Genomic DNA, 1414 nt, shown 5'->3' on the forward strand with positions numbered 1-1414 from the left:
GCCATGTGTGGATGGCTCCTGCCGCGCAAGAGAGAATCTGACTTTTCCACCTGCCGATCGGGTGCGGTCATGTGTCCGGCCTGTTGATGCGGCCATTAATAACCGCTGGCCCTGATGAAGTTCGCGGATCGGGTCTCAATCACTATTACGCGGTATTGATAATCCGCATGGCTATCGGCGAGTTTTCCCAATCCCCGGTTCGACCGGTTGGCATCAAGTCTTATTCACCTTACGGTCTCTGGTAGCCTGTTGCTCTCCTATCTCAACTAATCCGCGATCCTCGCTGCTACGCCGCCGTCGCGGGTGCCCTGAAGGTTTCCTGCCGCGTCATGATTGCCCATGCGATCCGTGCCATCTTGTTGGCCATGGCGACCGTAACCAGACGCGGCGCGCGGCGCTCAAGCAGACCGGTGACCCATTGTGCGCCAGCCGCGCTTTTTGCTCGCGCGTAGCGAAGCATGCCAGTCGCGCCAATCACCAGCATGCGCCGGATGTAGCGGTTGCCCTGCTTTGAGATCCGGCCCAGCCGCTCTTTGCCGCCACTCGAGTTCTGTCGAGGGACGAGGCCCAGCCAAGCCGCGAACTCGCGACCAGACCGGAAGAAGGAAGGATCGGGAACCGTCGCCGCAATCGCGGATGCGGTCAGCACGCCTACCCCGGGGATCGTCGCCAGTCGCCGGCTCATTTCGTTCTGCGTGTGCCAGGCCTTGATCTCGGCGTCGAGCTCGGCAATCGCTTTTTCGTTTGTGCGCAATTGCGCGACGAGCGGTCTCAAGGCTCCCCTTGCCAAAGTCGGCAGGCTATCGTCGTCGTCGGCCTCCACTGCGGCGATGATGTCTTCAACCTTTCCGCGTCCCTGCGCGGCGACGAGGCCAAGTTCGGCGGCGTGCCCGCGGACGGCGTTGATCAGCATGTTCTGCTGCCGGATCAGGAGGTCGCGCGATTTGTGAAGCATCAGCGCCGTTTGCTGGACTTCGGTCTTGATCGGCACGAAGCGCATGTTCGGCCGCGTCACGGCCTCGCAGATCGCGGCGGCGTCAGCAGCGTCGTTCTTCTTGCCACGCCGGACATAGGCCTTCACGTAAGAGGGCGGCATGATGCGAACATCGTGTCCGAGAGCCGCAAGCTCCCGCGCCCAAAAATGTGCCGATCCGCAGGCTTCCAATCCGACGAGGCATGGCTCGAGGCCGCCGAAGAACAAAAGAACCTCTTTCCGACGCAGCCGGCGCTGGACAGTGACGTTCCCCTCGGCATTGACGCCGTGAACCTGGAAGACGTTCTTGGCCAAATCCAGGCCGATCGTGGTAATCTTCATATGGGATGGCTCCTCTCGACTGTGGGTCTGTGGTCACTACACAACCTACCATATGGCACCTTGATGCCGGGGAGCAGGAGCCATCCACCCCATCACTAT

At 61.2% G+C, this 1414-nt stretch carries 1 protein-coding gene; it reads right to left on the reverse strand.

The genetic code is table 11. The annotated features are described in order from the left end of the window. Positions 1 to 286: 286 nt before the first annotated feature. A complete protein-coding gene (locus tag ACWGTO_RS33420; RefSeq protein ID WP_454578947.1) occupies positions 287 to 1315 on the reverse strand; it encodes an IS110 family transposase in 1029 nt (342 codons plus the stop codon). Positions 1316 to 1414: the final 99 nt, after the last annotated feature.

It is taken from the genome of Mesorhizobium sp. PL10, from assembly GCF_053714315.1.

Excerpts from the sequence above, each read along its gene's own strand:
- ACWGTO_RS33420 (WP_454578947.1), bottom strand. The coding sequence starts at position 1,315 with ATGAAGATTACCACGATCGGCCTGGATTTGGCCAAGAACGTCTTCCAG.